This is a genomic window from Marinobacter sp. C1S70 (assembly GCF_000475355.1).
Classification (GTDB): domain Bacteria; phylum Pseudomonadota; class Gammaproteobacteria; order Pseudomonadales; family Oleiphilaceae; genus Marinobacter; species Marinobacter nauticus.
Genome location: NZ_AXBW01000073.1, coordinates 65,426 through 91,707, shown reverse-complemented (window position 1 = coordinate 91,707; position 26,282 = coordinate 65,426). Strand labels below are relative to the sequence as shown.

At 59.0% G+C, this 26,282-nt stretch carries 17 protein-coding genes and 1 pseudogene; 1 reads left to right on the top strand and 17 read right to left on the bottom strand.

The window, feature by feature from the left end:
- Positions 1-17 precede the first annotated feature (17 nt).
- Genes Q669_RS15850 through mads1 form a run of 11 tightly spaced genes read right to left on the bottom strand, consistent with a single transcriptional unit; the run spans position 18 to position 22,320 of the window.
- The gene (locus Q669_RS15850; RefSeq protein ID WP_022993035.1) at positions 18-947 is read right to left on the bottom strand and encodes an ADP-ribosylglycohydrolase family protein; all 930 of its coding nucleotides are present in this window, start codon (positions 945-947) and stop codon (positions 18-20) included.
- Positions 937-2,064: a 5-methylcytosine-specific restriction endonuclease system specificity protein McrC gene (mcrC, locus tag Q669_RS15845; RefSeq protein WP_022993034.1), complete on the bottom strand. Its 1,128-nt coding sequence runs from the start codon at positions 2,062-2,064 to the stop codon at positions 937-939. Before mcrC ends, Q669_RS15850 begins: the two co-directional genes overlap by 11 nt.
- 2 nt (positions 2,065-2,066) lie before the next feature.
- Positions 2,067-4,274, bottom strand: coding sequence for an McrB family protein (locus Q669_RS15840; protein ID WP_022993033.1), 2,208 nt, complete (start codon positions 4,272-4,274; stop codon positions 2,067-2,069).
- A gap of 16 nt (positions 4,275-4,290) precedes the next feature.
- The gene (locus tag Q669_RS15835) at positions 4,291-5,340 is read right to left on the bottom strand and encodes an HTH domain-containing protein (protein WP_022993032.1); all 1,050 of its coding nucleotides are present in this window, start codon (positions 5,338-5,340) and stop codon (positions 4,291-4,293) included.
- Between the two features lie 8 nt (positions 5,341-5,348).
- A complete protein-coding gene (mads8, locus tag Q669_RS15830) occupies positions 5,349-10,814 on the bottom strand; it encodes a methylation-associated defense system ATP-binding protein MAD8 (protein WP_022993031.1) in 5,466 nt (1,821 codons plus the stop codon).
- Entirely contained in the window at positions 10,811-12,493 is a 1,683-nt protein-coding gene (gene mads7, locus Q669_RS15825; RefSeq protein ID WP_022993030.1) for a methylation-associated defense system protein MAD7, read from the bottom strand. Before mads7 ends, mads8 begins: the two co-directional genes overlap by 4 nt.
- Positions 12,483-16,676: a methylation-associated defense system protein kinase MAD6 gene (mads6, locus tag Q669_RS15820; protein WP_022993029.1), complete on the bottom strand. Its 4,194-nt coding sequence runs from the start codon at positions 16,674-16,676 to the stop codon at positions 12,483-12,485. The genes mads7 and mads6 overlap by 11 nt, the downstream gene beginning before the upstream one ends.
- The gene (mads5, locus tag Q669_RS15815; protein ID WP_022993028.1) at positions 16,676-18,070 is read right to left on the bottom strand and encodes a methylation-associated defense system restriction endonuclease subunit S MAD5; all 1,395 of its coding nucleotides are present in this window, start codon (positions 18,068-18,070) and stop codon (positions 16,676-16,678) included. Before mads5 ends, mads6 begins: the two co-directional genes overlap by 1 nt.
- On the bottom strand, positions 18,067-20,085 hold the full coding sequence (mads2, locus tag Q669_RS15810) for a methylation-associated defense system DNA methyltransferase MAD2 (protein ID WP_022993027.1): 2,019 nt from the start codon (positions 20,083-20,085) through the stop codon (positions 18,067-18,069). Before mads2 (Q669_RS15810) ends, mads5 begins: the two co-directional genes overlap by 4 nt.
- Entirely contained in the window at positions 20,082-22,085 is a 2,004-nt protein-coding gene (mads2, locus tag Q669_RS15805; RefSeq protein ID WP_022993026.1) for a methylation-associated defense system DNA methyltransferase MAD2, read from the bottom strand. Before mads2 (Q669_RS15805) ends, mads2 (Q669_RS15810) begins: the two co-directional genes overlap by 4 nt.
- A 28-nt stretch (positions 22,086-22,113) precedes the next feature.
- Positions 22,114-22,320, bottom strand: a complete 207-nt coding sequence (gene mads1, locus Q669_RS15800; protein ID WP_022993025.1) for a methylation-associated defense system helix-turn-helix domain-containing protein MAD1 — start codon at positions 22,318-22,320, stop codon at positions 22,114-22,116.
- Positions 22,321-22,484: 164 nt separating this feature from the next.
- Here mads1 and Q669_RS15795 point away from each other — a divergent pair, with 164 nt between their 5' ends.
- Positions 22,485-22,835, top strand: coding sequence for a helix-turn-helix domain-containing protein (locus tag Q669_RS15795; RefSeq protein WP_022993024.1), 351 nt, complete (start codon positions 22,485-22,487; stop codon positions 22,833-22,835).
- Here the strand turns inward: Q669_RS15795 and Q669_RS15790 are convergent.
- The 6 genes and pseudogenes from Q669_RS15790 to Q669_RS15770 all read right to left on the bottom strand — a co-directional run bounded on the left by Q669_RS15790 (position 22,832) and on the right by Q669_RS15770 (position 26,281).
- The gene (locus Q669_RS15790; protein ID WP_022993023.1) at positions 22,832-23,425 is read right to left on the bottom strand and encodes a gamma-glutamylcyclotransferase; all 594 of its coding nucleotides are present in this window, start codon (positions 23,423-23,425) and stop codon (positions 22,832-22,834) included. The genes Q669_RS15795 and Q669_RS15790 overlap by 4 nt on opposite strands.
- Positions 23,422-23,820 carry a hypothetical protein gene (locus tag Q669_RS19935; protein WP_227501141.1) on the bottom strand — a complete coding sequence of 133 codons (399 nt, stop codon included), beginning with the start codon at positions 23,818-23,820 and terminating at the stop codon, positions 23,422-23,424. Before Q669_RS19935 ends, Q669_RS15790 begins: the two co-directional genes overlap by 4 nt.
- A 91-nt stretch (positions 23,821-23,911) precedes the next feature.
- Positions 23,912-24,043, bottom strand: a pseudogene (locus Q669_RS20155) (glucosamine 6-phosphate synthetase); the annotation flags it as partial.
- Between the two features lie 236 nt (positions 24,044-24,279).
- Positions 24,280-24,801, bottom strand: coding sequence for a DUF5049 domain-containing protein (locus tag Q669_RS15780; RefSeq protein WP_022993022.1), 522 nt, complete (start codon positions 24,799-24,801; stop codon positions 24,280-24,282).
- Between the two features lie 11 nt (positions 24,802-24,812).
- Positions 24,813-25,775, bottom strand: coding sequence for an amidoligase family protein (locus Q669_RS15775; protein WP_022993021.1), 963 nt, complete (start codon positions 25,773-25,775; stop codon positions 24,813-24,815).
- A 248-nt stretch (positions 25,776-26,023) separates the two neighbouring features.
- A complete protein-coding gene (locus Q669_RS15770; protein WP_022993020.1) occupies positions 26,024-26,281 on the bottom strand; it encodes a hypothetical protein in 258 nt (85 codons plus the stop codon).
- Between the last annotated feature and the right edge of the window lies 1 nt (position 26,282).

Here is a 26,282-nt window from a genome sequence, read left to right as displayed (position 1 = left end):
CTCCGTAGTCAGTGCCGTCAATCCTGAATTAAGCAATCTGCCAGTTCCAAAGCATCCACCGGCCAGAAGCACTCTGATCGCGGGCGGTTGACGCCTGGATGTCCGGCCTTGGGGCGGCAGTTCAGGACCCGCTCGACCCATTGGGCGGGTATGGCTTCCAAGCCGTACACCGCGCCCAGTAACGCCCCACAAATGGCTGCATTGGTATCGGTGTCGCCACCTCGCATGACCGTATCGACAACGCCAGCTTCAAAGCTCGGGGCATTGAGCAATTGCCACAGGGCGTTACGGAACGCGAGCAACACCCAGCCCTGTTGCTGGACGTAGTCAGCAGGTGGCGCTTCGGCGGCTCCATGGATAGCGTCCATGAGAGCCGGGTCGGCTGCCAGGTCGGCTGCCCACTGTTTGATATTCTGGTAGAGCTTCCCGGCCTCGCAGCCGGAGGCAATGGCGTGAGCAATCGCCATGGTGAAAAGTGTGTTGGCCTGCAGGCACACCGGGTTCGGATGTGTCAGAGCGGCGTCCTGTTTGGCCCAGTCGCCCACTGTCTCCAACGGGTGGTTGGCCCCGAAGATGCCCAATGGGCTGATCCGCATCATGGCCCCATTGGCCTGGCTGTCGGGATTCGGACAACCCCGTAAGCCAGTGGCGATGGTCATGCCGCAGTCAAAAGGATCGGAGTCGTGCCAGAACTGATAGGCCCGAAGCGCGGCATCGGGATCATAGGTCCCACGTTCTGTCAGCATCCGGGCCAGCAGCAGCGCCATTTCCGAGTCATCGGTCGGCTGACCGGCAATGGTGTTCCATGTGCCGCCATCGGCCAGTTCCCGCACGCCGTCAGGGTAGTTGCGGCGGATCTCCTCCGGCGACTGGAACTCGACCAGGCTGCCGAGCGCGTCTCCGGCAAGCTGGCCAAGGAGGCAGCCTTGGGCACGATTAACCGGCATAAGACACCCCCAGAACCTGTACAAGCTGTTCCCGGATTTCCTTTGCCGTCGCTCCCAGATCAACGGTGGCAAATCGAATCTCATGGTTCTGGATCACGACGGCCTCGTTAACCATATCGCCCACCGAAGGATGAAGGAGCAGACCCGAGGCGTTTTCAGCGAGGAGATCACCATTACCTTCCTGGGACCTCAAATAGGCGTATATCTGATAGACGTATCCGCTGCGCAATGTTTCTTCTCGATACCAGCCTCGTGTCACAACGGAGTTGAACTTCGTGTCAATGACGATACGGCGTCCCGCGTCCGAGTGGTCGAGGATGATGTCGGTTCGCATTGAGGGGAGGATCTTGTCTATGCCCATACTCTTGCTTGCAATCTGCCAGCCAATGGTTTTGCCCGCATCGACGCGCCATCCTCTTTTGGAAAGCACGACATCGTAGAACCCGGCGACCCCTTTCTCGTAAAGCTTCCGAATCCAGGTAATTTCTCTATCCGGCAACGACAATTGCTTTGCGCCTGCGGCCTCTGTAGGCAGAGCAAGATTGAAGGCCAGATGGGCCGCAGCAACCATAGGCTGATCATCTGCATCGTGTCTTCCAAAGCGGTCGATGGAAACTTCGCCACGATTCGGACGTTCCCCGGTTACGCCCATGCGTCTCAAGCTTGCCGCCAACGACCGACATCGGTGTGCCAGCGCCCCCTGGAGAACGATTTTGGATATTTCCTCCAGGGCCGTCCGTACATAGCGGTTTCGGGCAGTATCAATGGTCAATTCATGGAATCGACAGGCAACCTTTCCACGATCCAGTAATCGATGCCTCTCAGTGTTCAGTAGGTCGATGCGCCCGCGCACGCGGCCAAGAACAGCCTCACGCGATTGGTAGCCATAACTCAAGTTGCGCTGAATACGACGCTCGACGCGACGGCAAAGCATCTCTGCGACCAGGTCTGGTATGTCATCAGGGTTATCCTCTACGGCGACCTTCGCCTTTTCGAGTTCCCTGAATAAATCCGATGCGTACAGCATGAGCAGCCAAAGGTTGCGCACCGGAATGCGGCCTATTCGGCCAATCCCTTCATGGGCGTCTGATATCAAGTTGGCCGCAGCAAGTGTCACGATCAGAATCCTTCCAGCATGCGTTCTCTCGCCTTCTGGGATTTCTCAAGCGCATCGAACCAGTATTCATCGAGCAACGGACCGATCTCGGTATCAACCACCTGACGGAACCATTCCCGGGCATCACTGATGGGAATACCGAACGGCGGAGTGACATAGCTGTGCCCCACTCGGAACTGAGGCCCGAGACCGGTGTCGGCTGAAATCTCGCTGTTCAGGGCAATGAGACGCTTCTCGATTTCGAGAAGGATTTCTGAGTCAATACCGCACTGGGATTGAACCCAATCGTGCCAGGGCTTGCCGAGCGCGGGCTCCAAATCGATGAAGGCAAAACGGCGACGCAACGCCAGATCGACCAGAGCGAGGGAGCGGTCGGCAATATTCATCGTGCCGATGACATAGAGATTGTCCGGGATGAATACACGCTCGCCATCTGACCGTTTATAGGAAAGCTCCAGGGCCTCATTCGGCGTTCTCTTGTCGACCTCGAGGAGCGTCAGCATCTCGCCGAAAATCTGTGCGGGATTCCCGCGATTGATCTCTTCAATGACGACGACATGTCTTGACGTTGGATCTTTCGCGGCGGCCTTCATCATCTCCACAAAAGGCCCATCGACCAGCGTGAGTTTGCCGTCTCCCACCGGCCGCCAGCCGCGAATAAAATCCTCGTAGGAAAGGTTCGGATGAAACTGAACAGCTCGGACCTTGCTGTCGTCACGTTGCCCCATAAGGGCGAAAGCCAATCGCTTGGCCAGCCAAGTCTTTCCGGTGCCCGGCGGACCTTGGAGAATCAGGTTTTTCTTGGTCCGAAGGCGCTCGAGAATCTTTTCGAGTTTTCCCCGGGCGATGAAACATCCATCCGTAAGGATGTCATCGACGGAGTACGGTTCGATGGGTGCGGCCGTGACCTCCGCCTCGGGTGTAGCATCTGCTTCATCATCCTGCGCATCAGGGTCTGTCGCATTCGGGTGGGCAGAGGTTCCACTATCCTTGAAAAGCCAGGCGGCAAGCGACAGCTCCGGGAATGAGTGGACGGGATACGCATCCTCCTGGAAACGAGCCTCAAGGGTGTCCAGCACCGCCAGATAATCGGTTGCGTTGCAGCGGCCCTTGGGGCCGTTCATGCCAATCTGAATGTTGAGCTTCTTACTGATGTAACGCTGGGACTGACCATCAAGGGTCGGGAAATTCCAGGGACGAATCCAGTACAGCCCCATGGTAAGGTTCCATCCCACACCATAGCGCTGCGTCGCGTTGTCGTAGGCTGAGACAAATGCCGACCGCGCCTCCGCGTCATCCGATTCCGCAAAAGCAATTGCCTGGGCGAAGGCCTCCCAGAGGATGTCAATGTCGTCTGGTTGGCGTTTGTTGTCGAACCCGAAAAACCATGACTTCTGGTTGTTGAGAATAGGAATCCCCTCAAAGGAATCCGGAACCGGCTCAGATACTCCAAGCAGACTGGCAAGCTCGCTTGCAATAGCTTTGCGATTTGCATCGGTGATCCCCCTGTTGAATATGCCCATGGCCGTAAATGGGCAGATGTCCTTCAGGGGACCAGAGGAACCATCCGCGAATTGATCCTGCAGGTTGGAGAGGCCATCCACCTTCGAGGCAATAACGTGGATTCCGGCAATCAGCTCATCCCGCCTATTCCGAAAGGTAAGGAGCTTGTCTGCTACCGCTTCGTAAAAGCGGGTCCAGTTGAAACGGCGCTTGTCGACAGCACTATCACCGAAGCGTTCACGCCAGTAAGGAGCATTGCGGAATCGGTTGATGTCTTGTGCCTTTTCCTCGAAGGTGAATCCGATCAATGCATCTGTGGTCCAGTCCCCAGGTAAGACCCGCCAGACCGTGCTTCGATTGGTGTAGAAGTACCACTCACGCGGAGGATCGAAAGGTGTCCAGTCAACCTTCAAGGTGCGGCCGTCGCCGAGGTTCTCTTTTACCGTGCCAATGGCTTTGATCGCCATGACGGAAACGGTTTGGCCTCGGTTATCAAAGGGGAGATCGTGCTTTCGCGTATAGGACGACTTAATCGCAATGCGGTCCCCCACCTGGATAGACTTCACTGCGTCGAGGTATTTGTCCTGATACCCATTTTCCCAAATGCCTTCCTGTAGAAAGCGGGGTGTCTGATCATCAGTTCCGCCGTATGTGGCTCCGACAAACCAACAGGCTCGGGCTCCGGCTCCTTCAGGCTTAGAATTCATATCCAGGTCTCCATTATTATTTCCCTTCCCCAGTTACCAAAGCGTCCTCATCGATCTCGAACAGATCAGGTGTGGAGCGATGGACGCCGATGCCGTTTTCCATCAGCAGCATCACGAGTTGTTCTCCGTTCATCAGGGCGATGGGAGTCTTGTCGGGCTGAGCTGCTTCCTTGATGGCTCCGGCACTGAAGTCGCTGGTGGTTATAATCAGCCCTTGCTCGTGTGCTCCGAGGCTGCCGCGCACCTGCTGAACCACCGGGGCCAGGATGTTGTTTTTGAGCTTCCACTTCTTGACCTGGACGGCCATCTTGATGCGGACCACGTCACCGACCACCAAGGTGCCCCGGACATCGATTCCGCCGTCGCCGCTGAGTTTGGTTACCTCGACCATCTCGAAGCCCATCTCCGCCAGCAACTGCGAGATGAGCTCCTCGAACTCGCCGGGCTTCATGGCCAGCAGACGCTCACGCAGCGCCTTCCGAACCTGGTGGTTGTGCTGCTCGATTTGAAATGCCAAGCCGCGTCCCATCCATTGGCTCAGGCCGATATAGCCACGGCCGTGTTGAACGAAGCGGGGCCGCTCACCGCGTTTCTGCTGACGCTTGATCTCGGTGATCACCTGGGCGTACATGGATGCTTCCGGCGTTTTTCCGCTCGTCACCAACCATTCTTTTTCCAATGCCTTCCCGGTGATTTCCTTGTAGTGCATCGGCTTTTTGCCGCCGAACTCCTCAAGAACCTTCTGAGCACAATCGATGAAGGAAAAGCCCGCATTTACAGATGGCGGCTTTGGTGCTTCCTTGGTGGGCGCTGGTGTTGATCCGCTGTTGGTTTCTTCCATGGAGGAATCCCGAAGAGCAAAGGTCTGAGGAGAGACCTTCACGAAGGGCGAAGCCTCGCCTTTCTTCTTGATGTCCGAATACAGCCGAGCGCTGATGGTCGCCTCGGGAGTCTTCCCTGACGACTTCCAGAGACCGCCACTGATCACCTTCTCGGTAATCACCCCCACGTGCAGTGGTTGGTGAGCAGACTTGAGAACATCCTCTATGGCCTTTAGCAGATCCATTGCGTCTCCTACCGTCCCACGGCCGTTTTGGTGCTGCCACCATGCTGCGTGATGCGAGGACGGCACTTGATCTTCACCGCGCCCCGGGTGAATGAGTCGTCCGAGGCCTTGCTCGACCACACATAGGCTTCGCCGGTTCCGAGATGGCTCATCTTGTCGGAGGTCAGTTCGCCAAGCGCGGCGTTCGCCTTCTGGATGTGTTTCAGCCAGGCGGGCGAGTTGAATTTATGCATGATGATCTGTGAAGACAGCTCGATCAGCGAGACCGGGACCGATGGCGGGTCCTGAGAGGCGACCATGATGCTGGTTCCCTTGTGTCGCATCTCACGGACAACCTCTACCAGGCCGGAAACCAGGTCATCGTTCTCGATGTACTTGTGGGCTTCATCGAAGACCACCAGCTTATTGAAGGCGCTTCCTTGATAGGTCGCTTCCGAGAAAATCTGGAGCATCACCACGAACAGGCCGAGGGCCTCGTCCTTTTCGATGTATTCATCTCGCAGATCCACGATGATCAACCGGCCTGGGCGAATCAGATCCTGGAGACGCTGGTTATCATCGATATATTCGCTGGCGAACAGTAGACGTGTCTGGGCCAGCTCTTTCAGGTGATCGGACAGACCAGAGTTATCGATGCCTGCTCGCAGGGCATCCAGGGTCAGGTTATCCCGCAGCCCCCTCATGATGAGGTTGATTTGCCGCATATACATGCTCTGGCTGCCAATCGCTCCCATCAGGAATTTCCAGTGCGCCGCCTTGAGTTCGGGGGCAGAAAAGGCAATTGGCTTAACCTCGATATCTGGGTACTCGGCCCGGCGATCATCCACCTTGTTTGCCGGGGTAAGAATCAGGACATCCTTCAGGGCTTCCGGGTTGGCCTTGTAACGCTCACGAAGGATGCGGATCTCCTCATCCACCGAGTTGGCATTGATCATCGAGGTAAACTCCGGCGCATAATCCTGCGTCGGGCTGTAATGGAAAATGACCGTGGCGAGCGGGCTTGGCAGCACATTGATGTGCTGAAGCGGCATAGAGGCCATCTCAATGACTGTTCCAAGGGTGTAGCTCTTGCCGCCGCCTTGAACCCCAAAGAGACTGATCGTGTGTGTGTGGTTGAGGTCCAGGGCGATCTTTCTGCCGGAAACCTCTCCGAGCAAACCGTACTGAGGCGAGTCACCATTGACACCCAGCATGATGTCATAACTGACCTCGGTTTGAGGCGCGGGCTCGGGGGTCGGATGCTCAGGCGCTTCATGCTCGGGTTGAACAGGTGCTTCCGGTTCAACAGCAACGACAGCGGGCTGTTCGGCTTCCTTTTCTTCTTCAGGCTCGATGGTGGAAGTTCGAGGTGCTTGCTCGACGGGTTCCGCCTGTCCTTCCTTTTCCTCTTGCGCAGGTGCGTGTGTTTCCTCTGCGGCAGGAGCTGTTGACTGGGTGATTGGTGCCTCCGGCTCTTCGTCCCAGAGCTCATCCACCGTCCAGGACGTTGACCGGGCTCTCTTGGGCGCGATGAACGCGGCTGTCTCGAGTTTCGGCACGTTCGGAATGAACTGCTCGCTCAGGAGATGGGCGGTCGGCTCTTCCTCAATCTCGACGGACACAGGCTTACGGCAATTCTCCAGCAAGGCGTGAATGAGATCCTTGCCAATGCGGTGGAATTCGATGCCCACCTCGTTGTCAGGGGCTTCGGTTCCGGCCTTGTCAAAGTCGAAGATCAGGGCGCACCGCCTGAATTGAAGCGAGTAGCCCTGTTCGATGGATTCAAGTAGCCCTCGCGCTTCCTGCGCGGCAGTCACATCAAAGATCCCATACCGCAGTGAGCGTTCCAAATAGAACCGAAGGATCTGAGCCAACTCCCGGCTCTTGAGCAACCTATCCGGCCGGTCCGGTTTTTTCAGGGCCGGGTCGAAGTGGCGCTGGAGGATGCGCTCACTCTGATTGATCTGGGCGGAGATCCGCTCCTTCAGTTGGTTGAAGGCCGCAAAGTCGCCGACCTGCGAATAACACTTCACCTCGACCAGGTTGCAGGTGATCGTCCTGGTGTTCAAATCCAGGTCGAACAAACCCAAGTCGGTGCGTTGCAGGCTGATGGCATCGTTGACGTCGTCTGATTCACCGCTTGAGCGGTAGAGGTCCGTGTGTGCATCCAGCGGCACAATGACCTGATTGCTCAACGCGCCCTGATATTCGAGATAGAGCCTCGCCAGGGCCAGGCCAAGAGCCTCCGCCTGTTGCGTGCGTGCGGAAATCAGTTTCAGGGCGAGCTGACCGGAAAGCGACCGCAGGTTTGCCAAGATCTGAACTGACTGCTCGCCGTCGGCGGACAAGCCGTGCTCAAGCAGCACCGGCTTCAGCATAGCCTCCAGCTCATCGTTCGAGCGCGAGGATATGATCAGGTTATGTGTCGCCTGGGAGCTGGCTCCCGGCACATAGTCAATCAGGTAGTCCGGTCTGTTCTTCCGGCCGCCATGGTCGAAAAACTCAATCCCCATATTTCGGTCGATGGTGAACACCCAATCGCTGATCTGGTGAACCTCGTAGATCAGTTCTCGTTGGGCCACATCGAGGCCAAGGGTCACGACGGGTACGGCTTTGAAACTGGCACCAGAAGCAGCAACCGCTGAGGTGGCAAAACAGAGGTGACGGCTCAGCGACGACAGCAAATCGAAGCACGCAGCGTGGTTGTCCGCGCCGAGGGAGCGCCCGACAATCGGCCGCTTATTCCAGAATGTGCCCGAATCGTCATCGACGAATTCGGTGTCGAAGTCCTGTATCAACCCGTGCAGTGGCGTCACTCCCATCGATTTCTCGGCGATGGAAAGCTCCTCGGCGGGAAACACATCCAGAAGAACGCTGATGTGCGCCGGAAACTCCTTGGAATTTGCATGGAATTCATTCAGCGCGTGCTTGGCCAAGTTCAGCTTGGAAAACAGATGGCTGCCAGTTGAAGTCGCAAACGCGTCGGCTGCCTCGTTTACCGTGGCTCCAGGACGGACCATGGATTCAAGCGCCTCACCCAAAACCGGCGAGTCGGGATCGGAGGTAAAGAGCCGGATGTCATAGCGCAAATCGGCATGCTCACGTTTCTGCTGGAGCGAAATCAGGGCCTCCGCTATCACCGATCCGGCCCCGGGGTTGAAGATGTTCAGGGATAGCTCTCGCACATACGGATGCTGGGAGAGATAGCGCTCGATCTTGTCCGCAATGACCTTTCCGGAAATATCGGTTCCCGCCGCAGAGGGCTCGGCCAAGCCGAGGGCCGAACAGATCTCCGCCATCAGGCCACGGGAATTCTCCTCGGTGGTCGGGGCGTAGAGCGCCCAAAACGCATTCAGGTTGTCCACCGGCGTGAAGATGCGGCCATCCTCGACGGGAATACCGACCGGATAGGCAGAGGGCACAAGGCCATCCAACAGCGCGGAACGGACATGAGGAATGTGATCCTTCCCACCTGACTTGATCTTCTCGATCCAATCCTTGCCCAGGGTGACCCAACTGCTCAGCCACAAGGCACGGAGCGGATGGGTTGGGGAGACCAAAACAGCCTCACGATGCCTTCCACGGAAGTCGGTCAAGATGACATGAATGGAATCGACGGCCAGCACGTTTCTGAGCGCTTGCAGGTGCTGCTGACGCTCGGCACCGGAAGTAGTCTCGGCCTGACGGATGAGGTTCCTGACCAGATCAAGGTAGCTTTCAGCATACGCGAGGCATTCCTTTTCCGAGTCCCGGAACGAAAGCCCCTGCATGATCAGCTCGGCAGTGTCTTTGCGCACCGCTGCAAAAAACTCTTCGCGGGCAGCCAGGAAGGAAGCCATCGCGGCGGAAGAAGGCAGTGTGAGTCCGACTTCGGAAGGCGGTTCGGCGGTATCCAGGTTGATCTGCATTCGCCAGCCCGACGGGTGCTTGGGCTCCGCCAAGATGCGCTGCTCGATGGTTTTGAGCATACGCGAGAGCGGGATCTGAACAGCGCCCTCACGGCCGAATTTTGCGTGCAGGGTTTCCTGGCGGGAGGTCTTTTTGGAACGACCGCCCTCGGCCCAGGCGACACCACTGATGGCGATATCATCGGGATCGCGTTCGTCGCCCAGGGCAGTCAGTTGCAGCCGGAAACGTGCATGCTCCAAACTTTGCTCAATTGGGATGGCGCGTTGCGGCGGTTCTTCCTCAATGTTGCCACCGGGCAGGACGTAGAAAGGTTCACTCTCGTAAGAGCGTTTAGCTCCCTCGGAGGCGGAATCTGCTTCGAGCGGAATCGGATCGCCATCGGCCGTCCAAGGCATTACACGGATGAAATGCCATCCTTCCTCGAATTCGATTTTATTGAGTTTGGCCAGGTTGGTCGTGCATTGCAGGCGGTTGGGCGTCCAGGCTTTGACCTTTTTGGATTTTCCTACCGGGCCGTCATTCTGTGAAATGATTTGCACCGTAAAATGGTCAAGCCCGCTGACCTTGCCGGGGTGAGGGTTAACCTCGAACACCACGTTCATTTTGCGGCGGTCGTTCGGGACCAGAACCTGTTGTCCGATGAGGCCGGAGAGTTGGTCGTCGGTCTCATCCTCCGCAACGACCGGCAAGTCGGTCTCCAGCACCGTCAGAAGAACCTTGTCCAGCGAAAGCTCTTCCTGGAAGGTCCATTTGTCGAAAGAGATGCTCCACCAGCTCTTGTCGGTCGCGATGGGCGGCGTCCAGGATTCGGGCTCCTGGACATCGTATTTTTCAAAGTAGGCGAATAGGCGCGACTCCAATGCCTTGTCGCTGAGCCCCAGATCGGCAATACGGCCACGCACCGACTTGTGTGAGGTCATCAGACTGCGGACGCTGCCGAGGTTGCGGCGAATCTTGCCATTGACCATGCCGGGGTCGGCAAAGAGCTTGAAGTCCGGGATCAACGTCAATTCATACAGGCTGGCCCCGAGGGTTTCTCCATCAATCCCGTTTTCGAGCGCGGTGAGCAGATACCGCACGCGGGAAACATCGTCGGCAAACAGCCATTCCTCTTCGGTGAGGATGCCCAAGAGATCGCGGACATGGCCGACCAGCGTTGCCGGGAGCCGGTCAAGCAGCGAGTCGATCAGGTCCTCGTAGATGCCGGTGAAAGCCAGCTCCTCGAAGGTCGCCACGCCAAAAGAGTCCTCGGCGCTAGTACGGAGCGAGGTCGGTATGAAGACCAACAAAGGCTGGCGCAACTCGCCGTTCGCGTCAGGGTTACGAAGTTCCACCAGCTTGGTGGAGGTCACCCGGAAAGGCATGCCCTCCTGGTCATGGCTGCCGAGGATAAAGATGTTTCCGTCGGGCCGGGTTCGCCGCAGTTCCTTGCAAACCGATTCCATGACATCGTCATCAAGATCGGTGACCCGCATGCAGTGGCCTGGGCCACGATCACCCAGGATCGCTTCGATACGAGGGCACAGCAGACCAGCGACCGCCGCGTTCAATTTATCCTGGGAAAGCTTGGTGAACGCGTTACTCATGCGTGCCTCCCGTTCTTGTCAGTTCCGTCATTTCTCTCAATGGCATAGCGGGGCGATACCTTCTGGGTCACGTAGGCATCCGACAGGTCCTCGTAGAAACCGATTTCACGCAGGCGGCGCTTGAAGGCTTCGAGGTTGAGGCGCAGGGCGCGTCTATCCAGGATGCTGGTGTTGGCCTGGCTTCCTTCCGGCAGCCTGTCGATGTGGAGGCCGTAGCGGTTTCTCAAGAAGGCCAGCAATTCCTCGATGCGGATCTCCCGGGTCACAAAGCGCCCGCTGTCCTGGGTGAGCACAGCGATCTGAAGGAGCACTTCGAGCAGCTTGCTTCCCAACACGAACCGGCGGGGGCTTCCCTTGGTCCGGGATTGGGCCAGCAGGCCGTTCTCTTTGTTCTTCAGCAGCAGCGAGTCCAGACACTCCGTGATGTACTGGCGGTGATATTTGCCGCGATACGCCATCAGGATTTCGATGAAGGATTCGAACTCGCCCAGGCCCATGCCGGTGACTTCCCGGATCTCCGGATCAATGTCCTCGTTCCCGGAGGTCGATTCCTCGATCAGGCTGGCCAGACGGAATTTGAAGTAGGCTTGGCGCTCGGCGTCGTGCTCGGGTTTCAGCAGGGATACCAGGTCGCCAACGGTGAACACGCCGCCCCCAGGGGTAGCCAGCTTGCCCGTCTTCTTGCTCAGGTATTCCGCCATCTCATCGAGCTTCTTGATGACGAAGTTGGCCTGCACAAAGGCCGGTATCTGACGGTAGAGCCGGTCAGTGGACTTGCGGGCCAACTCGGCCATGTGCGGATTGTTGACGTCGCCCATGTCCACGACCAGCGCCACGCGGTAAGGGCAGCCTTCCAACGCATTGTCGAGGCCCGGGTTGATCGGGCATTCCTTGGTGGTGCAGAGATCGTTGCCGGAACGCTGTTTCACCAGCTTGGGCAGCATCTGCAGCAGCTTGAGGTGGTAAAGCGCCAGATGGAATGCCATCAGGGTTTTGAGGTAATCCACCAGCACCGAACGCGGAATATAGGGTTCATAGGCCAGTAGCCGCAGAATGTCGTCGGCCATAATATCGGCCTGGCCGATACACAGCGGTTGGAAGCGTGAGGGCTCCTTGGAGTCCTTCATGTCCTGGGTAACTTGATGATCCAGACGCAGGATGGCCTGCGTTTCCACATCCACGGATGCGTTGGGATCGTAGCGGTCCGTCACTAGGTCGATTCCCGGGAAGAAGAAGCGCTTCAAGGCATCTCGCGCCGCTTGGCCTTTGCCTTTGCGGGCATAGAAAAGCATCCAGTAGATCTGCTCGGCCGCGCCGTAGTCACGGGTATGCTTGGCGTTGCGGAACTTATAGGTGTTGCCGTGCAGGGGCCTGGGCGCCGCAAGCGCCTGGTTGCTCTTGCCGCGATTAACCAAATCCATCAGGTCGGTTTCAATCCATGCGCGAGTAATCTCGGGGTGCTTATCGAACCCGGCAAACCACTCTGGGTGCTCTAAAAAGTCCTCCAGAAACTCATCTACAGAAAGGTCTCCACCTCTCGGCGGCCTGCGGCTGGCGTACCCCTCATATTTGAGTCGAGGGAAGAGCATCGTTAACACACGGTCCATCTCGATATGTTTGAAATCGAGATAGGAAACTTTTGGGATTCTGAACTCCTTGTCGCGTCCTTTAATTGACATGGTATTCAGCCCCCTTATCTGATACACCCATCACCAGTCGGCCATCGTCCTCCCGGCATATTTCATAAAACTTGTGTCCAGCCTTTGTTAACAACACTTCTTTGTATGGAACTGAGGCCAGTAGATTCTTGAACACCGCCAGACTCAGGTAGAAACCTTCCTGCTCCTCGATGCTGGGACGGTAGCCGTTGTTGAGCCGCATCAGCATTTCATAGATGTCGAGATTGATGCGCAGGCTGGCCTTGTGGCCTCTGTCTCCGTCGTAAAGCAGCACCAGCGTCTGAGACAGGCGCTCAAGAAAAGGATGAGCCGCCGTTTCCTGCTCGGTGCGGAGCGTAAAATGGTCGCCGTCAAAGAGGCGGTAACTGCGGATGGTGCCTTTATCCACCTGGCGAACACGCAGCGCCAACTGGTTGCCCAGTCGCGCCGGATCGCTCAGACCTTCGCCCCGGTTGATGGCCCGGAGAATGATGGTTACTTCATCCTGGCTCTTCGCTCCAGGTTCCTCGATGGCATCCAAGAAGGGATCGATACTTCCGTAGGGCAGCATCTCTTTCCAGCCGATGTCCCGTCGTTCGAAGAAATGGCGGCGGCGCATGTGCGAGAGGTAATTACGGTGCTTGGCGATCAATCGGGCACGGTTCTTCGATGAGTAATCGCGGGGGAGATTGCGGAACAGCGTCTCAAGTAGAACTTCGTCGTAATCCCCTCGTTCATCAAAACTGAAGCGCGACGGCTTGTGAGTATGCGGTGCCAGAAAACCCAGTTTTCGGTCCAGATCAGGGTTACTGACTTGGGCAACGTCGATCTCGCGCAGCAGGGCAATCAGCCGGTCATTGGAGCCTTCCGCCCCGCCAAGCCACGAGTTGAAATAGAAACCGTCAAGAATGCGATTCTGGGTTTCCTCACCACCGTTCTGATAGAGCTGGTGAATGCCGTCGCAGTCCTGGGTGCCCACCAGCATGAAGGCGAGCGCCGAGCGCAGGTCGCGCATGGTGATATGCAGTCGGCCGCGCAGATGGGTAATGGTGTAGAGCATCTTCAGGCGCTCGATCACCTTGGGTCCGGCAACCGGGTCCTGGAAGGTTCGGGCGTTATGGTAGGCAAAGCACTTGCCCTTGAGGTCGCACTTTTCGCAGGCCTGCCAGTATTCCTGCTGCGTCATGCGGGCGATCAGCCGCTCCAGAATCGAAGGCTGACCTTCCTCGGGTTCGGCGACCACCGAGCGCAGGTTGAGGTTGATGACCGCGATACCGCCTTCAGGAGCAGCCCCGGCCAATCCCTGCTGGATCTGCTTGGCGAGCAGCGGGAACTCCTCTTCGTGTTCGAGGAAGAAATCGACCAGCCGCCCCTCGTTGATGGCGATCAGGCGGGTTTGATTCTCGGGCCAGCCGGAGGCGTCCTTGCCCGCGAAGGGGGCAAAGAACTTCTGCAGCACGGCATCGTTGCGCTCGTCGCCTTCATCCTGGCTGCCGTCGTAGTTGCTCTGGTAGGTATGCCCCTTGAGCTGGAACACAGCCCCATTCGCGCCGCGCTGCATCTGTGCGCCCTTGCTCTCGGCAAAGGCCTCGAACTGCTGGATGAAAGCCGTCTTGCCGTCCCCGGCGTTACCGCTGATGATGACCAGGCGGAACTCGCCCTTGAGTAGCGAGGGCTTGAGCTTCTCATCCAGATAGGTCGGCACGTAGGTGGCCTTGCCAACTTCGTCGAGGCCACGGGTGCCCGCGTTGGATACCTGACTCTGGCTGTAGAGGGTCAGCAGGTGGGTGACAAAGGGGTTAGTGTTGGGCTTGGTCGGCTCGAAGCCGAGCTTGGATACCACCTTGGGTCCGGCAGCAATCTCGCCGGTGGTACTACCTGCGCGCAGGCGCTTGACCTCGGTCATGGCGGTCAAGAACTCATCGACAGACGCGAAGCGATCCTTGCGCTCCGGCGCGATCATCTTCACCAGCACATTGACCAGTGACGAGCTGAGGTCGGCGCAGCCTTTGAACTGCCTGGGGTCCTTGGGCTGAGTCTTGATCGGCGGCGTGGGGTCGTCGAACGGATACTTGTTGCCGGTCAGACATTCGTAGAAAGTGATGCCCAGGGCGTAGAGGTCGCGGTCCATCCGATCCGATGCATCCGGCTCGGAGTTGTAATCGTAATCCGGCGGCAGGTAACGGCGCGTGCCGCCACCGCCTTGAACCTCGTCGTTCTCGGAGACCGCAACGTTGAAATCGATGATGCGGACGCCCTTATCGGTCCACAGCAGGTTGGAGGGCTTGACGTCCTGATGGTAAACCCCGTGCTTGTGTAGATGGGCCAGCCCATCGGCGGCCTCGCGCACGATGCGCACGGCATCATCCAGCGACAGCGCCTCGGCATCGATCAAATCGGAGACATCCAGACCTTCCACATACTCAAAGACGATGTACGGCGTCTGCTTGGCGTCGGCCATGCGGTCCGCCCAGATCACCTTCACCACATGCGGATGGTCGGGCAGGTTGGTCAGGGTCTTGTATTCGCGACGCAGCCGCTCGTACACGCTGCGGCGGTCCTTGGTCACCAGCTTGATAACCCGCACCACATCGCCCAGGGAATCGAACACTTTGTAAGCCACGCCGAAGCCACCGCTGCCCAGCTTCTTTTGAATGCGGAAGCGATCCGCCAGGATGAAATCCTGCGGAAGGTTCATCAGGTCGATTTCAGGGGCGGAGTCACCGCGCCCGTCCTTGGGCGCGGCCCTTCGGGCGCCCTGCTCGGGCGTACCAATCGACTCTCCTGTCGATTGGTCATTCTTGGCCTCGGGCAGAATGAGGTCATCCAGGCCCTTGCGGGCGATGGCCGCGCTGGCATGCCGCTCCTCGGGGTCGAACTCGCAGAACTTCTGCAGCCACTCGTCGATCCCCTTGGGAAGGTCCGGCTTGTGTTCCGAGGGCTTCATCGGAAACCGGCCGTCGGCTTCCATCATCTGGTCGACGCTTTCAAAGGGCAGCTCGCCGGTCAGCAGCTCGTAAAAGATCAGCCCGGCGGCGTAAAGGTCGGAGGCGATGCTGGCCTGGGTCGGGTCCTTGAAACACTCCGGAGCCTGGTAGGCGGCTTCCAGATCATCCACCACCTGATCGGCGATGGTGGAGGTGCGGTTTTTGCCCACCCGGGCGAAATCGAAACCCGTCACCCGGGCCTGACCACCCTTGGTCACCAGAATGGCGTCCGGGGTGAGATTGCGGTGGATCACCTCGTGCCGGTGCGCATGGTCCAAGGCCGACAGCACATCCCGCATCACCTGGAGCTTCTGGTCAAAGGTCAGCGCCAGGGAGGCCTTGTTGATATGCAGGCGCAGGGCCTGGCCTGGCAAGTCTTCGGTGACCAACACCACCTTATCTTCATCGTCGGAGACGAACAGATCCTTCACCGCCAGCACGTTGGCGTGGGTCGGCATGTGCGCCACGGCGCGATAGGCGTTGCTGATCTTCTTGAACTCTTCCTTGCGGGCGGCCTCGTCCTGGTAAGGGTCGGCCTGATAGACCCGCAGGCGGGCCATGCCGCCGCTCTTGCCCAACAGGTTGTGCTTGGCGCGGTATTCGGTGTAGCGGTCGGTGCCGCCGAGCTTCTCTTCCACCTGCCAGTCGCGGAACACCAGCGCCGCGCTCTTGGGCTTGGCGTTGCCGGTGATCGCCTTGGCGATCTGGGAGTGAAAGCGGGTGATGTTGTCCAGCCGGTTGTCGGGGATGCGGCTCGCGTCGCGGAAGTATTTCAGGCAGTGCTTGTAATCGGTCACGTCCGGACTGTCGATGCCCGCCTGGTCGAACACGGCGGCGTCATCGGCGGTGAGCAGCACGGCGGCGTGAACATGGGCCTTGCGCAGCTCGATCAGGCCGGTGTTGCTCTCGCGAATGATGGTAGCCATGGTCTTGGCGTGGCTGCGCAGCTTGGCCAGCGGCGAGAAAAACGGCTGCCGCCCCTCGGGATACCACTTGGAGCCATACACATCGATGTTGCCCCGCGTCCCTTTGACATCCACCAGGTACACCGCGTGAGGCGCGAGGATGGCGATGTCGATTTCGAACACCTCCTCACCCTGCCGCATCTCGAAGTTGTGGAAGATCAGCCAGCCATCGGGCAGATGATCCCGAAGGAAACCGATGGCCTGGCGTTCAGATTCGTTCGCGGGTTGCCCGATGGGTATGACCTTCGCCATTAGCGACCTCCCTCCTCAATGGTGCGCTCGACGAGGGTGCGAGCCTGGTCTTCTTTTTCCTGAGCCTCAGCCCGCTTATGTCCAGCATTCCAGACCAACTCGTTGATCTCGGCTTCGAGGGTGCTGTCGCATCTGGGAATAAGCAGGCGTGATACGTCAGGTGCCGACAGATGCGGGATGGAACTCCCAGCGGCTGTCCGAATCAGTTGACGGTAACCGACATCCGTAAGGAATAGGTATGCGTAGAGGTAGCCGGGAAGAATTTGCGAGTTCTGCGCACTCAACCTCAGCACATCTACCGACACGCAACCACCGGCGAATCGACGGTCAGCCCAAACACCACGACCAATAATGCCGCCGACTTGCCCGCTTCGAGCAAGAAGCAGGTCGCCTTCCTGAGTCGCCCACTCGCTTTCGTCAGGAAGTAATCGCTTGGACAGGAAACGCGTCGGCTCATAACGCTGGCGGAAAATCTCGCCGCTGGTCAGGAATGGGGCACCGTAGTCTTCATCGACGAAGACCTGTTTGAGCCGTCCTGTTTCGCTAATCGCGATACCGAGTGTCGAGAATTCATCCTTGCATGGAACGCCAGCGATCAGCCGGTCACTTTCTTGGGCAACGGCATCGTGGAAGGTCGCTTCCAACCGCTTGAGAACCAGCGTTGATGAAGCCGTTGAACATGAGAAGACCCGGTGTGACAACGCCAGCTTTTCCGGGAAGCCGAACTGGTCATTGACCATCTGTCCCGCCGTCTTGAGCAACTCTGCCGCTTCTACTCTCAGATCAGCAGCGCCTTGAATCAACTCGTGTGCTTGATCTTCCACCGCGCCGAGGCGTGGAACAGGGAGGTCTGCGATGTGATGGGGCTCTATGTGTTGAATGATCGCTCCATAGGTGCCAGAAACCACCATTGGAACGCCAAATCGACTTGAGAGGTATGCGTAGAGGTAACCCGGAGTTATTTTCGTAGTGTCGGGTACAACTCTCATCACGTGCTCGGAACAGGCTATTCCATCCATGTCTGAACGCGCATAAGCCATTCGCCCGACAGTCCCTGAGCGTGTTATAAGGGTCCATCCTTCACGAATAGTGAATCTTGGATTTGAAGCCACCTGCTTTTTTGAAATTAAAGGCAAATAGGAAAGATCAGATGCAAGGATATCTGTGCTCCCCATGAACGGAACGCCGTAATCGGGTGATTCAACCCATACGCGACTTTCCCGACCGGCGTGGTATATATCATCCGTGATATCAGCAAGCGCAACGGTTTTATGCTTTTTTAGTAGCTCCTTTGCTTCGACTGCTCCTGACATATACGGACCACAGTCAAGGCGACGGCCGTTGTTTTCAAGCCATGTGCTTGGTATCGCTCTACACTGAAATTTTCTGCTCATAACGTCACCTCGCCGGTTGCGCCGAGTTCCTTGTATTTCTCTGCCACCAGCGGCAGCTCGTCATGAATGCGGCGGTTGCGGCGCGTGGTTCGGCGGATTTGAACCTCGCCGCCTTCACGAACCCGCTCGATCACTTCCTCATCGAAAACCAGCTCTTCACCATCAGGAGCTCGCTGAAACAGGAGATTGCCCCGAGCATCAACACCGGCCCGATCCACCACGGCCATGAAAACCTTGTATTCTGGGTGTTCCGTGTTGATCAGCTCCTCCTGGCTACGGCGGCGAAGCACCAAAAAGCTCGGCAAGGCGGGCGTCAGACCATATTCCTTAACGGTGACCTTGAAGGGTTCCACCGGCAGGTCAACCGAGGCCATGACCTCGCAGTGACGCAGAATCCACCAGCGCACGTATTCATCGCTGGGATTACCCAGCAAGCCATCGGGCAGCAAGATGCCTACGCGGCCGGTGCCGGGCTTCACCCACTGCAGGGCGCGTTCGATGAACAGCACCTCGGGCGGCACGCCGCCGGTATTCAGGTTGCCGGTGTTGCGGTAGCCACCGTCTTCATCCCGCTCCCAGGTATGGCCGAGGTCATAGCGCTCCAGGATGGAGGTGTCGCTCACCGTGTCTTGTGTCGAGAACCAGGGGTTCACGAGAACGATATCCATGCTGTCCAGCGGCATGGCCGGGCGGGCGGCTTCGATGCCATCCAGATCGCCGTCCGGGAAGGTGCGGGCATCGATGCGGAACACGCGACCGGGGTTGCCGGTGGTGAACAGCAGGTTCATGCGACTGGCCACGGCCAGGAAGGGATCGATGTCACAGCCCAGGGCATTACTGGCCGCCCAGGCGGCGGTTTCATTTTGCGCCTGGCGGATCTGCTCAAAGGTGGCCTCTTCAGGCGTGGTGCCGAGGTCTGCCAGTTTCTTCTTGAAAATGTGCGCGGCGGTCATGGCCAGGAAAGTGCCAGTGCCGCTGGAGCAGTCCATGATGCGTTCGCCGGGCTCTGGGTCGAGCATCTCCACCGCCATTTCGGCCACGTTGAGCGGCGTGGGGTAGCGGCCCTCGCGGCCGTCCATCACGCTGCGGGCGACCGCACGGAAGGCCCCGGTGCGGTAGCGCGGCTGGGTTTCGCTCAGGGAGTAACGGGCCAGCTCCATGACCACGCGGGCAGTCTCGTGGGGTTCCAGCGTCAAATCCCAGCCACGGGTCAGCAGGTTCGGCTGCCAGGCCTTGGCGGCGGCAATGGATTCGTTGATGCGCTGGGCAATGGCCTGTTGGCCCGCCTCGGTGAAAGGCTCGTCGCCCCTGATCCAGAATCTGCGCTCGCCGGTAGGCAGGGTCTCATCATGGATCTTGGCCAGCATCAGCACGGCCAACTGTTTGAAAGAATCCTTGTGATCGAGCCCCAGGTTGCGGTTCAGGTACTGGCGGCAGCGCATCAGGGCGTCTTCAAGATCCTCCGCCTCGGCGCTGACCTGAATGACGCCGCCAGTGCGGTCAAGATCGGTGGTCCGTTCGCCCGGCACCGGCCAGACACCCAGGGGCTTGGCTCGGACCTCGAAGCGGGTGCGCTCGACCTGGAACAGGAACTCCTCCTGGCCGTTGGTCCACATGCCCAGCGTCGCGCCGGGGATCAGTTCCAGCAGCTCCTTGAGCTCACGCAGGTCGGCATCGGCCTCGGCAATGGAGCGGAGCTTGTCGCGCTTCTTTTGATTCTTGCAGACGATGATCCGCTGCAGGTTGTCGTTGTTGTGCTCGGCATCAGGACGGAAAATCGCGATGTCGATGCGCTTGCGCCCCTGGCCGGGGATCTGCGGGTTGTAGTTGATCTCCAGATCGTTCCGGTCAAAGCCGTAGCTCTCGATGAGCTGGCGAAGAACCTTTTGCACCAGCAGCTTCTTGGGAGATGCGCTTTCCTTGTTACCGGTCAGGATGTCGATGAAAAAGTTATCCGGACCGCTCTCTTCGGCAGCATCCTGCGGGGCTTCAATGATGTCGTCTTGATCGCTCATCCGTTCTGCTCCTTGAGAAATTCGCGGTACTTCTCAGCGATGACCGGCAGATCGTTGTCCTCGATCTTTTCACTGCGGGTCAGGGTCCGTTCCACGAAGCGCCCGCCGATGCGGATGCGCTCGATATGCTGCTTGGGCTCGACAATCTCTTCACCGTCCGGGGTGCGCTTGTAAAGCTTGTTGCCACGGCGGTCGAAGCCAACTTTGTCGGCCACCGCCATGAACACCGGATATTCATCGATGCCGCCCAGGGCTTCGGCGCGTTTTTCCTCTTCGCTCTTGCGGCGCAGAAACAGCAGGCTGGTGAGGATGTTGACGTTGGCCTCGGCGATGAAAGCCTCCACCGGCAGGTCGACGGAGGCGAGCACCTGGGTTTCACGCATGATCCACCAGCGGATGTATTCCGCCGCCGGGTTGCCGAGAACGCCGTCGGGCAAAACGATGCCCATGCGGCCGGTGCCCGGCTTGAGCCACTTGATGCAGCGCTCGATGAAAAGAATCTCCGGCGCGACGCTGCTTTTGAGTTGCCCGGTGTTGCGAAAGCCGCCTTCGCCATCCGGCTCCCAGTTACGCGCCAACTCGTATTGTTCCAGGATGTGTTTGTCGGTGATCGGGATGTCCGAGCCGAACGGAGGATTGGTGGCGATGATATCCACCGATCCTAGCGGAATATCCTTCTGGGCAGCGGCGAGATCAGCCAGGTGCCCATGGGGGAACTCCAGGGAGTTGATGTTGTAAATGTGCCCCCGGCCGTCACCCGCCAGCACCATGTTCATCTGGGCGGCGCGGATCAGGAATGGGTCAAAGTCGGCCCCGAACACCTTGGCGGCGGCATACTCTTTCAGCCGCTCATGGACGTTCAGAAACTCGGTGGTGTTCTCGTTGCCGACCTGGGTATTCTGCTCCTCGCGGAATTTCTGCAGCATGTGTCCCAGGGTGGCGACCAGGAAGCCGCCGGTCCCACAAGCCGGGTCCAGCAGCGTCTCGTTCTCCTTGGGGTCAAGCATTTCCACGACCAGCTTCACCACGCCCCGGGGAGTGAAATACTGACCACGGTCGCCGCGCAGATTGACGCCCACCAGTTCTTGGTAGGCCACACCCTTGGCATCGACATCCGTGCGGGTGAAATCGTATTTGGCTAATTCAGAAACGATAAAGGCCAGCGCCCGGTCGGAGAGGGTAATCTCCTCGTTGCCCCGGAATATGTTCTTGTACTGCTTCTTGACCTCGGTGAAGAGCTCCTCGATACGGGCACGAATGGCCTTGCGGCCCTGTGGCTCGAACTGCTCCTTCGGGCCAGCCCAGAAGCGGCGTTTCCAGGCCTGGCGCTGCTTGCCGCGCAGATTCTCATCGTGCATCTTGCAGAAGATCAGATAGAGGAACTGCCAGAAGGCGGCATCCTTGGGCATGCCCTCGTTGCCATGGATGTAGTTGTGGCAGCGGCGGAAGGTGATCTTGAGCATCTCGTTGTCGGCGATGCGGGTATGGGCATCGGAGATGACCTCCTTGGTGCCGACCGACTCTTCGGCCATCGGCCAGTCGCCGATGGGGTTGCACTTGGTTTCAAAGCGCTTCTGTTCTTTCTCGACAAAGAAGAACTCCAAGCCGTTGGTCCACAAGCCGTACTTTACGGACTCAATATCGCGCAAGATGGACTCGATTGCTTCGAGGTCTTTTGCGGCCTGCTCGAAGTCACGGATACGAGCGGCGTTTTTGCCAAAGTTTGGTTCCGGACGGCAGAGCACGGCGCGGCCCAGGTTCTCGATGGTATGTTCCTTGCCATGGTGGAAGATGGCCACGTCCACCTTCTTGCGGCCGCCAATGGAAAAATCCAGCTCCATGTCTTCCGGCGAGAATCCGTATTCGTGGATCAAGGCGCGAACGACCCGCTGTCGGACCAGCTCCTTCTTCGTTTCCTTGACCTGTTTTCCGGAAACGTAGTCGAGCGTGTATCCCGCCGGGATCGTGTTCTCGGCCTGCTTGTTCTTCTTTCTGCTCATATAAAAACTCCGTTCACCGAGGCTGGTGTCATTTCTGGTCGTCCTCGCCGAAATCCTGGGTTGTGTGTTTCTGTTGCTCTATCCATGCGTCGATGTCCTTTCGGGAGAATCGCCACTGGCCTCGGACCTTGAAAGCAGGCAGTTCCCCGGTCTGGGCCATGGAATAGACCGTCTTCTCGCCGACCTTAAGTAGGGCGGCGACATCCTTTAGTTTCAGAACCTCTTCATTGCTCATGTCGCCTCTCCTGCAGGGCTGTTGGCCGTCAGGGCACAGTACCAGAACAGGGGTAAGTTACCTGCCTCTGAGTAAAAATCAACCAGAATATACCAAATTACGCCAAAGATTGCCAGAGGAATTTTGTGTTGCAAAACACTAAACAGCGGGGTATATTAGACGCTATGAAAAACTTTGGTGAAACCATCCGCGACCTTCGGGTCGCCCAAGACCTCGGGCTGCGCGAGACGGCGACCAAGGTAGGCATCTCCCCCGCCTACCTGAGCCGCATCGAGCGTGGCAAGGAGCGTCCGCCAAGGCCAGAGGTAATCAAGGAGCTGGCCAAGGTGCTGGCCGCCGATCCCGACGTGCTGTTCCGTTTGTCCTCGTCCACGGACCCGGAAGTTGTCGACTACCTTCATGACCAACCCGAAGTCATGAATTTGCTTCGCTACATCAAGGAAGCCAGCTTTACCGAGGATGAGATCAAGAGCCTCATCCAGGCAGCCGAAAGCATCAAGGCCAACACCCATTAGCCCCGCCACTCCCGGTCAATTCGCTCCCCGTTTGTAACCCGAGCCATCCTGTAAATCCACACTGCAATTGAAGCGTTCCGGCATCCAGCGGCCACCATCACCCGCTGGTACATGCTCTGGCCGCCGGGCCGGAAGCCTTCCAGCCGGTCGATGGGCGGCAGGTCGCGTTGCGGGTCGGTGAAGGTCACCAGCTCCCCATGGATCAGATCCCAATCGCCGGTCGGTCGGCCGAAGCGTGGTGTGCCGATCTCCTGCTGCCTGCGGGCGTCGGCCAGCGGGTCGGCGGTGCCCCAGGCCAGGATCAGCCCTTCCGGCACCTCGAGCGCCGGGAATCCGGCGTGGAGATGGTAGAGCCTGCCCCAGACCACGGCTGGTTCGATACTGCGGGCCTGGGCGCAGAAGCGTTGATGGTTCCAGTAGCCCCGTTTCAGGGTGCCGTAGACGAAGAGCCGGAAGATGGTCTCAGAAGTGTCTTCCGGGTTTGTGCTGACTCGGGCCGTCCCTGGCCCTCGCCCTGCGGGCGCACTTTCAGTGCGTCCAAATCCGCTGGCCTGCGGATTTGTCAGCTTCGAGGATTCTCCAATGTTCATGCATTCACTCCTTCGGGCAGTGTCCCTTTGCGCTCCTGGGGGATGAAGCGGAATTCGCTGTTTTCGATGGCCCGCACATCAGCATGGCGGATGGTGAGCATGGTCATTGGCGGCACCTCCAGCTCGCGCCAGCCGTTGACTCGCCCCGTCCCTGGGGCTCGCCCTTCGGGCGTGCCTTCGGCACGTCCAAAACCGATGTCCTGTGGTTTTGTCTCGTTGTCCACGGCAAAGTAGATGAAGGCGGCCTCCGAAGTGTAGAGCACCACCCGGTGCTGGCGGTGGATGCGCAGGCAGAGCGGCTTGTTGCCCTTGAACACGGTGATGGTGCCGGGGTCGAGCCGCGAGGTCAGCACGGCCCTCATCTGGCCGCGACAGAGGGCGAGCGCCTTCTTCAAGGCCCTCCTGGTCGATGGGGCCTTCGGGAGTGAAACGGTCGGCCAGGCGAAAGATCGGCTCGCTGTCCACCTCGGCGTAGCGCGGCAGACCGAGACGGCGGAACAGATAATCGGCGTTGTAGATGGTGCCGTTGTGGGTGCCGATGACGATCCCGGCCTGGATGGGATGGTTGTTGCGGTTGTTGAACTCGTTGCCACGGGTGCGCCAGCGGGTGTGGCCCATGAGGATGGTGGTCTCGTTGTCGACCTGCCCGAGCAGTTCCTGGAACGGCTTCTCGTAGACCAGCTCGTGCGCCCGCATCGGCCGTTTGAAAATCCGGTGGCTGCCATCGGTCTTGAGCCAGGCCAGACCGGAGGCGTGCGGGCCGCGTTCCTCGCTGTGCAGCAGCATGCGGATGAAGAGCTCGCGCAGGTAATCCCGCTCGTCGGGCCGTCTGCCCTTGCGGCCGAAGATGATGCCTACTTGTCCGCACATGGAGACGGGTCCTCCTTGCCGCCGAAGTTCTTACCGAGCGGTCTCGTCCCTTCGAGGACGAAAGTCGCGTATTCGCGCCGGTGGTCCGCCAGCCACTCAGCCACATCCGGGTAGCCCATCTCAGCGGTCAGGCGGGTCACCTCCGGGTGGTCGAGCATGTTGGTGCGCCCGGAGAGCCGCACCGTTTCCAGGGCTTCGAGGAAGCGTTCCGGCCAGGGATCGCTGGCCTTGTCGCCGGGCAGGAATTCGATCAGGCCGTGCCGGGCCAGACGGGTGAGAAACTCGGCGGCCGCAGCGGGGGCGTCCTCCGGCAACGGCTGGGTCGGCCCGCCTTCGATGCCGGAGAGCACCTCGGTCATGTAGTCCCAGGGCGCTCGGCTGGCGGTAAACGGCGTCTGGCCGCGCATCAGCTCGACCACCTCAAGGCAGTCGGCGGCCTGCAGGGTTTCCCCGCTACCGGGGATCGGTTCGCCGTCCAGCGTGGTGGAGCGGATCAGAATCTTCATGGGGCACCTCCTTAAACAGTGAGGCCGGGAACTTGCCCGGCCTCGTTGGTGAGAGTAGTGGTTTCGGTTTCGTCCGGAAGGACGTCCTCCGGTTTGGGCCGTCCGTTCTTGAAGGCGGCATCGCCGGGCATGTTGGCCATCAGATGCTTGCGGGCGGTCTTGAACTCGTCGCCGATCAGGCCGAGGTGGAGCAGGAAGACCCGGAAGTCGTACTTGGCGCTCTGGGGATCGAAATCCCGCTTGCGGCTGGAGGCGGCTCGTCCATTGAGCGCCTTGGCGGCGACGGCGAGGCAGAACTGCAGGTAGGCCTTGATCCGTCCGGCGTGCAGGGTCGCCTCGAACCAGCGGAACTCCACCGTGCCCCGGTACCAGACGTTGTGCAGGTTGACCCCGTGGTAGCGGCTGTTGTCGTAGTGTTGGGGCTGGCGGTTGTGGTAGCCGTACCAGATGCGGTTGAGCTGGTCCTTAGTGCGGGGGCGATGCTGTTCGATGCGCTGGATCAGTTCGTCGCTGACCGGCCGGGTGTAGCGGTTGAGCCGGTCGCGGCTGATGCCGAGGGCGTGGAGGATCAGCGGCTCCTGCTTGTAGATGATCTTGGCCAGGTTGCCCAGGTGCCTGCCGTCGAAGGGCGCGGCGTCGATATGGATGTGGATGCCGCACTGGCTGTTGATCTTGCCCCCGGCGCGGCGGATGGCCCGGACCACCTCCTGCAGTTGCGGGATGTCGTCGTAGCCGAGAACCGGGCTGACCACCTCAGCCCGCAGATGGGCCGGGACACTGGTCAGGGAGGCGTCCCCCACCACCTTCCAGACGCGGCCGCGCAGGTCCTCGACCTCCCAGGGGTCATAACTGCTGGGGATGCCGACATGGCGGACCGTGCCGCCCACCACCGAGTGGATGGCCCAGGCGATCTGCTCCCGGGTGCGTTTTACGGTCTCGATCTCGATCCCGTAGTGGATCTCATTCAGGTTCATGGTGCCTCCGTCGTTCATTGCGCTTCTAAGTCGTTGTCTTGAAAGGCTTTTTAGCCTCCGCTTACACCATGAATGAATGCTTCTTTCCGGACACAAATCAAGTAGAAGAACAGCCGAAGACGACATTTAACACGTTTATTTTCAATGACTTGCGAGTTTGGTCGGATTGGGCGGCGCACAGGCGGCAGAAACCCCGGAACGGGCTGGCCGTATCCGGGGTTTCTGGGTTGGCGGTGGCAGTGAGCCGGTCAGCCGGAGGCGGTATCGGAGGTGATCAGGCTGGCGTGCAGCTCGAGGTTGCGCGACTCATCGGCCCGCATCCGCGCCAGCAGCGCCGTGAAGGCCTCCGCTTCGTCGGTCGGGAGCTTTGATGCCCGTTCCAGCCGCGCCAGGCGCTGGTGCAGATTCTCCAGCAGGCCCAGGGCGTGGTCGCGGATCAGCCCGTCGCGCTTCTCCTGCGGCGTGGGGATGAACTCGGTCAGGCCGCCTTTGCGTCGAACGATCATG